The 6,308-nt window shown below is 45.2% G+C and carries 4 protein-coding genes and 12 tRNA genes; all 16 read right to left on the bottom strand.

The features are described from left to right. Window positions 1-20 precede the first annotated feature (20 nt). The 16 genes from MSP8886_RS11800 to rplT all read right to left on the bottom strand — a co-directional run bounded on the left by MSP8886_RS11800 (window position 21) and on the right by rplT (window position 6,308). Window positions 21-96, bottom strand: a tRNA-Val gene (locus MSP8886_RS11800). Window positions 97-177: 81 nt separating this feature from the next. Beyond that, a tRNA-Asp gene (locus MSP8886_RS11795) sits at window positions 178-254 on the bottom strand. A gap of 34 nt (window positions 255-288) precedes the next feature. Beyond that, a tRNA-Val gene (locus MSP8886_RS11790) sits at window positions 289-364 on the bottom strand. Window positions 365-485: 121 nt separating this feature from the next. Next, window positions 486-562: transfer RNA gene (locus MSP8886_RS11785), tRNA-Asp, on the bottom strand. A gap of 34 nt (window positions 563-596) precedes the next feature. Further along, window positions 597-672: transfer RNA gene (locus tag MSP8886_RS11780), tRNA-Val, on the bottom strand. 81 nt (window positions 673-753) lie between these two features. Continuing rightward, window positions 754-830 (bottom strand) — tRNA-Asp (locus MSP8886_RS11775). Between the two features lie 34 nt (window positions 831-864). Beyond that, window positions 865-940 (bottom strand) — tRNA-Val (locus MSP8886_RS11770). 219 nt (window positions 941-1,159) lie between these two features. Beyond that, a tRNA-Thr gene (locus MSP8886_RS11765) sits at window positions 1,160-1,235 on the bottom strand. Window positions 1,236-1,280: 45 nt separating this feature from the next. Continuing rightward, a tRNA-Thr gene (locus MSP8886_RS11760) sits at window positions 1,281-1,356 on the bottom strand. Window positions 1,357-1,398: 42 nt separating this feature from the next. Beyond that, window positions 1,399-1,474: transfer RNA gene (locus tag MSP8886_RS11755), tRNA-Thr, on the bottom strand. 51 nt (window positions 1,475-1,525) lie between these two features. Next, a tRNA-Thr gene (locus MSP8886_RS11750) sits at window positions 1,526-1,601 on the bottom strand. Window positions 1,602-1,613: 12 nt separating this feature from the next. Continuing rightward, a tRNA-Pro gene (locus MSP8886_RS11745) sits at window positions 1,614-1,690 on the bottom strand. Between the two features lie 429 nt (window positions 1,691-2,119). After that, window positions 2,120-2,416: an integration host factor subunit alpha gene (locus MSP8886_RS11740; protein WP_067016604.1), complete on the bottom strand. Its 297-nt coding sequence runs from the start codon at window positions 2,414-2,416 to the stop codon at window positions 2,120-2,122. A gap of 4 nt (window positions 2,417-2,420) precedes the next feature. Continuing rightward, window positions 2,421-4,805 (bottom strand): phenylalanine--tRNA ligase subunit beta, encoded by a 2,385-nt coding sequence (gene pheT, locus MSP8886_RS11735; RefSeq protein ID WP_067016602.1) that lies wholly within the window; start codon window positions 4,803-4,805, stop codon window positions 2,421-2,423. Window positions 4,806-4,827: 22 nt separating this feature from the next. Then, window positions 4,828-5,823, bottom strand: a complete 996-nt coding sequence (gene pheS / locus MSP8886_RS11730) for a phenylalanine--tRNA ligase subunit alpha (RefSeq protein ID WP_067016600.1) — start codon at window positions 5,821-5,823, stop codon at window positions 4,828-4,830. Window positions 5,824-5,951: 128 nt separating this feature from the next. Then, the gene (gene rplT, locus MSP8886_RS11725; RefSeq protein ID WP_067016598.1) at window positions 5,952-6,308 is read right to left on the bottom strand and encodes a 50S ribosomal protein L20; all 357 of its coding nucleotides are present in this window, start codon (window positions 6,306-6,308) and stop codon (window positions 5,952-5,954) included.

The following is a 6,308-nucleotide window of genomic DNA, read 5'->3' as shown; positions in this document are numbered from 1 at the left end:
TTTAACCACTGTCTTATAAGTGGTGGGTGTGGAGAGGTTCGAACTCCCGACATTCGCCTTGTAAGGGCGACGCTCTCCCAACTGAGCTACACACCCAATAACATTTTACATCTGTTCGATGTGGAGTCTGTTAACTCCTTCTGTTCTTAACTTTGCCACACTTAATTAACTAAGTAATGGCGGAATGGACGGGACTCGAACCCGCGACCCCCTGCGTGACAGGCAGGTATTCTAACCAACTGAACTACCACTCCGTTGTCATAAGCTGTTTAACCACTGTCTTATAAGTGGTGGGTGTGGAGAGGTTCGAACTCCCGACATTCGCCTTGTAAGGGCGACGCTCTCCCAACTGAGCTACACACCCAATAACATTTTACATCTGTTCGATGTGGAGTTCGTGAACTCCCACTGATATGCGCCTTGTTAAGATCAATATCCCAACTGAGCTACACACCCGACTCGTAGTTTTACATCTTGTCGAAAGATGGCGGAATGGACGGGACTCGAACCCGCGACCCCCTGCGTGACAGGCAGGTATTCTAACCAACTGAACTACCACTCCGTTGTCATAAGCTGTTTAACCACTGTCTTATAAGTGGTGGGTGTGGAGAGGTTCGAACTCCCGACATTCGCCTTGTAAGGGCGACGCTCTCCCAACTGAGCTACACACCCAATAACATTTTACATCTGTTCGATGTGGAGTCTGTTAACTCCTTCTGTTCTTAACTTTGCCACACTTAATTAACTAAGTAATGGCGGAATGGACGGGACTCGAACCCGCGACCCCCTGCGTGACAGGCAGGTATTCTAACCAACTGAACTACCACTCCGTTGTCATAAGCTGTTTAACCACTGTCTTATAAGTGGTGGGTGTGGAGAGGTTCGAACTCCCGACATTCGCCTTGTAAGGGCGACGCTCTCCCAACTGAGCTACACACCCAATCAACATTTTACATCTGTTCGATGTGGAGATCTTAACTCCCACTGATATGCGCCTTGTAAGGAAACATTTTCCCAACTGAGCTACACACCCAATAACATTTTACATCTGTTCGATGTGGAGTTCGTGAACTCCCACTGATATGCGCCTTGTAAGGAAATATTTTCCCAACTGAGCTACATAACCATTTCTAACATTTCCATCCGTATTATTAATGGATGGTGCCGCCACCAAGAGTCGAACTCGGGACCCTCTGATTACAAGTCAGATGCTCTACCAACTGAGCTATAGCGGCTTAACGCTAAAATATTTTTAATACTTACCGGCTAAAGCCAGTAAATGGTGCCGCCACCAAGAGTCGAACTCGGGACCCTCTGATTACAAGTCAGATGCTCTACCAACTGAGCTATAGCGGCATAATATATGCGCAGTTTACTTTTAAGTACTTCTATAAGAAGTGGTGCCGCCACCAAGAGTCGAACTCGGGACCCTCTGATTACAAGTCAGATGCTCTACCAACTGAGCTATAGCGGCTTTAATAAAAGCAAATTGTGTTTTACTCCCAAAGAGAGTTTTGACCAAAACTGGTGCCGCCACCAAGAGTCGAACTCGGGACCCTCTGATTACAAGTCAGATGCTCTACCAACTGAGCTATAGCGGCAAACTCAAATTTTGGTCGGGACGGCAGGATTTGAACCTGCGACCACTAGCACCCCATGCTAGTGCGCTACCAGGCTGCGCTACGCCCCGAAACCGACAATTCAAAAGTAAAACTCTGTCCGTGTCAGCGGGTGCGTATATTACTATAACGAATTGAAAAGGGAAGAGTTTTATTCAGTTTTTTTAAAAATTAATCACGAGCCGGGCCTTTACAGCAAAAATTGCTTAGCTATTGATCTAAATATACTTATTAACCAAGCAAATAACCAGCCAACTCCCTTCAGCAAACAATCCACTCACTTTACGAGAAACAACCCACTCTTTAAAGCTGCACGCCCCTCTTAGGAGAAGCAAAGCATAAAAAAAGCCATTCTTAGTACTAAGAATGGCTTTCTGTAGAAACAAAAGCTTTGTATATAAAGCATCGCTGCTCTATCCAATGACCAACTTGTTCTAACTGAATGAACAACAAGACAGTGGTTATTAATAGAGGCAACCTAATACATTGCCCAAGCAGGATTACTCATGCATGTAATCTTCTACTTTTGACTTAAGTTTTTGCCCAGGACGAAAAGTCACAACAGTCCGTGCGGTAATAGGAATTTCCTCACCCGTTTTGGGGTTACGACCAGGACGCTGACTCTTCTCGCGCACCTCAAAGTTACCAAATCCAGACAACTTTACCTGCTGCCTTTCAACCAGCGACTCACGAATGACATCAAAAAAACCTTCGACAAGATCTTTTGCATCTTTCTTAGACAAACCGATAGAGTCTACTAAGTTCTCAGCAAGATCCGCTTTAGTCAACGACCCCATAACACTACCCCCTTACAACAGCACTAAGCTCTTCCGATAATGCAGCAACAACCTTTTCAACAGAATTGTTCACTTCTTCATCACTAAGAGTGTGTGAAGGATGCTGCCACGTCAACCCCAAAGCAACACTTTTTTTCGTTTCATCAATGCCTTGCCCCTGATAAACATCAAAAACTAAGACATTTTTGAAAGCATCTCCAGCCGATGAACGAATCACCTTCTCTAAATCACTTACCGGTACGGAATGATCTACCAATAAAGCAAGATCGCGACGCACTTCTGGGAACTTAGAGATGGCTTTATATTCTGGTAAGCGCGCATTGAGCACTGCTTCTAAAGCAATATCAAACACGTAGAGAGGCTGATTTGCCCCAAGCGACTTCGCAAGTTGTGGGTGCAACTCACCCATAAGACCAACAAAACAACCATCAACAAAAATATCCGCCGAACGGCCTGGGTGCAAAAATTCGCAAGCAGAGCGTTCATAGGTAGGTTTTGTACCACCATTCAAAGCAAAAATTGTTTCCACATGAGCTTTAAGGTCATAAAAGTCCACCTTTTCCCCATTATGATACCAAGCCTCGCCATCACGAGGCCCTGCCAACAACCCTGCAATCTGTAACTGTTGATCAAGTTCTTCAAGCGCATCGACCGATCCAATAAAGCGGCGTCCGGTTTCAAACAAGCGAACACGAGATTGCTGACGGTTTTGGTTATACAGATACGCCTTAACCAACCCAGGCACCAAGCTTGGGCGCATAACCCCCATATCGGCAGATATCGGATTAGCCAATGGCACTGGCTCAATATTTGGCAAGAATTGCTTACTTAACACAGGGTCAATAAAACTATAAGTAACAGCTTCTTGATAGCCTTGTGAGACCAAAACAGAACGCAACACTTGAATTTGCGTTTTTGATTCAGATAAAGGCGTGAAATTTACCGCCGCCTGAGGCATGGAAGAAGGAAGATTATCATATCCGTAGATACGGGCAATTTCTTCGATCAAATCCGCCTCGATAGCAATATCAAAACGATGAGACGGCACTTTCGTTGTCCACGCTTCATCCGTCACGTCAATCATTTCCAAACCTAAACGGGTCAAAATATCCGTTACCAGCGCTTTTTCGATAGACATAGCTAGATATTGATCTAACTTCTTACGACGCAAAACCACCGTCGCAGCTTTTGGTAAAGAAGCCTCATTAACGGCATGAACAACTGGCCCAACTTGACCGCCAGCGATCTGCAATACCAATGCTGTCGCCCGTTCAACCGCCTTCTCTTGCAATGTTGCATCCACACCGCGCTCAAAACGATGAGAAGAATCCGTATGCAAGCCATAAGAACGCGCTTTACCAGCCAAGGCAAGCGGTGCAAAGAATGCACTTTCCAAGAAAATATCTTTTGTCTCTGCATTGACACCAGAGCCTTCACCCCCCATCACACCAGCAATAGCTAAAGGAGCCTTCTCATCAGCAATCACCATGGTGTCGTCACGCAACACCACTTCTTGACCATCAAGCAAGACGATTTTTTCGTCTTTATTCGCCATACGCACCACAATTGAACCGGACAAATTTGCCAGATCAAAAGCATGCATTGGCTGCCCCAATTCCAACATAACATAATTCGTAATGTCGACGATCGGGTCAATCGAGCGAATACCACTGCGACGCAATTTCTCAACCATCCATAGAGGTGTAGGCACTGAGACATCAACACCACGAATAACTCGACCTAGGTAACGAGGGCAAGCGCCTGTGACGTCGACACGAACGGGAAATGTATCATCAATGGCTACTGCTGCTGGAGCAATCTCAACGGGCGTTAAATCTATTTTATTCAAGACGCCAACTTCGCGAGCCAAACCAGCAACACTTAGACAATCACTGCGATTGGGCGTCAAATCAACATCAATAATCTGATCATCCAAGCCCAAGAAAGCACGGAAGTCTTGCCCTGTCACAGCAGAAGCAGGCAACTCCATGATGCCATCATTGTCATCATTCACCCCTAACTCAGAGGCAGAACATAACATGCCGAACGATTCAACTTGACGCAGTTTGGCTTTTTTGATTTTAAAATCGGCACCAAGCACAGCACCAATTTTAGCAAATGGAATTTTAATGCCTGGGCGCGCATTAGGCGCACCGCATACAACCTGAAACCGCTCCGTACCATCAGATACCTGACAAACTTGCAGCTTATCAGCATTTGGGTGGGGCTCAGCGCTCATAATTTCACCCACTACCACACCGGAAAATGCAGCTGCAGCAGGCAATACTTCATCCACTTCAAGGCCAGCCATAGTAATCTGAGCCACCAAATCATCACTACTGATATTTGGATTGACCCACTCTCTTAGCCAATTCTCACTAAATTTCATATAAACATCCTAGATCGACTGGTTACTTGAACTGTTTAAGGAAGCGTAAATCGTTCTCAAAAAACATACGAAGATCATCTACTTTGTAACGCAGCATGGCAAAACGCTCAACACCCATCCCAAAAGCAAACCCCGTGTACTTCTCTGAGTCAATTCCAGACATTTCAAGTACTTTTGGATGAACCATGCCACAACCCAACACTTCTAACCAAGACTCTTCGCCTTTGCTGTTAGTACGCATAATATCCACTTCGATAGATGGCTCAGTAAATGGAAAATAGCTAGGGCGGAAACGTACTTTAAGGTCATCTTCGAAAAAGACATTCAAGAACTGCTGCAATATACCTTTTAAATCTGCAAACGAGATATTTTCATCGATCAGCAAGCCTTCCACCTGGTGAAACATAGGCGTATGCGTTTGATCTGAATCACAGCGATAGACACGACCTGGACAAATAATACGGATCGGTGGCTGAGTATTTTCCATGGTACGCACTTGAACAGGTGATGTATGGGTTCTAAGCACAGTAGTAGGATTAAAGTAGAAGGTATCTTGCATCGCTCGAGCGGGATGATGCGCCGGAATGTTCAAGGCCTCAAAGTTATGGTAATCATCTTCGATTTCTGGGCCGGCAGCCACATCGAAGCCAATACCACGAAAAAAGGTTTCAATTCGTTCCATAGTACGCGTCACAGGGTGTAACCCACCCACTTCTTGACCCTTACCAGATAACGAAATATCAATGGTTTCAGTCGCAAGTTTAGCATCAAGTGCCGCCTTTGCTAACGAACTCTTACGCTCAGTAATTTTTTCCTGAACTTGGCTTTTTGCCTCATTAACCATTTGACCAAACTTTGGTCTATCCTCTGCAGAAACATGACCAAGCTGTTTCAACAAAGCCGTAAGAGCGCCCTTCTTACCCAAATAATGCACACGTACATCATCCAGTGCGGACTCACTCTCAGATGCAGCCACTGCGCTTAGCGCATCAGCAAGAATCTGCTTTAGGTTCTCCATTTATACACTCCAAAAAATAAAATAGGGGAAGAACCATTGGCTCTTCCCCTATCAAAGACTGCATTGAGTAACTCGCTCTATTAAGACAGAATCTTTCAAGATTGAATCACCCTAGGGCTACGTCAGAATTAAGCCAAGCTTGCTTTCGCTTTAGTAACGATAGCAGCAAAAACTTCTTTCTCGTACACAGCAAGATCAGCCAATACTTTACGGTCAATTTCAATGGCTGCTTTTTTCAAGCCAGCAATGAAACGGCTGTAAGATAAACCGTTGATACGCGCAGCAGCGTTAATACGAGCAATCCACAAAGCGCGGAATTGACGTTTACGCTGACGACGGTCACGGTACTGATACTGACCTGCTTTGATAACAGCTTGTTTCGCTACACGAAATACACGACTACGTGCACCGTAGTAACCTTTAGCTTGCTTTAAAATCTTCTTGTGACGGCGACGAGCCTGAACACCACGTTTTACGCGAGGCAT

The sequence above is a fragment of the Marinomonas spartinae genome, assembly GCF_900089775.1.
Lineage (GTDB): Bacteria > Pseudomonadota > Gammaproteobacteria > Pseudomonadales > Marinomonadaceae > Marinomonas > Marinomonas spartinae.
Note: the sequence above shows the minus strand (reverse complement) of the source record. Positions and strands in the feature narration are given on the sequence as shown.

Coding starts and splice junctions, on each gene's coding strand:
- MSP8886_RS11740 (WP_067016604.1), bottom strand. CDS start 2,416: ATGGGGTCGTTGACTAAAGCGGATCTTGCTGAGAACTTAGTAGACTCT.
- pheT (WP_067016602.1), bottom strand. CDS start 4,805: ATGAAATTTAGTGAGAATTGGCTAAGAGAGTGGGTCAATCCAAATATC.
- pheS (WP_067016600.1), bottom strand. CDS start 5,823: ATGGAGAACCTAAAGCAGATTCTTGCTGATGCGCTAAGCGCAGTGGCT.
- rplT (WP_067016598.1), bottom strand. CDS start 6,308: ATGCCTCGCGTAAAACGTGGTGTTCAGGCTCGTCGCCGTCACAAGAAG.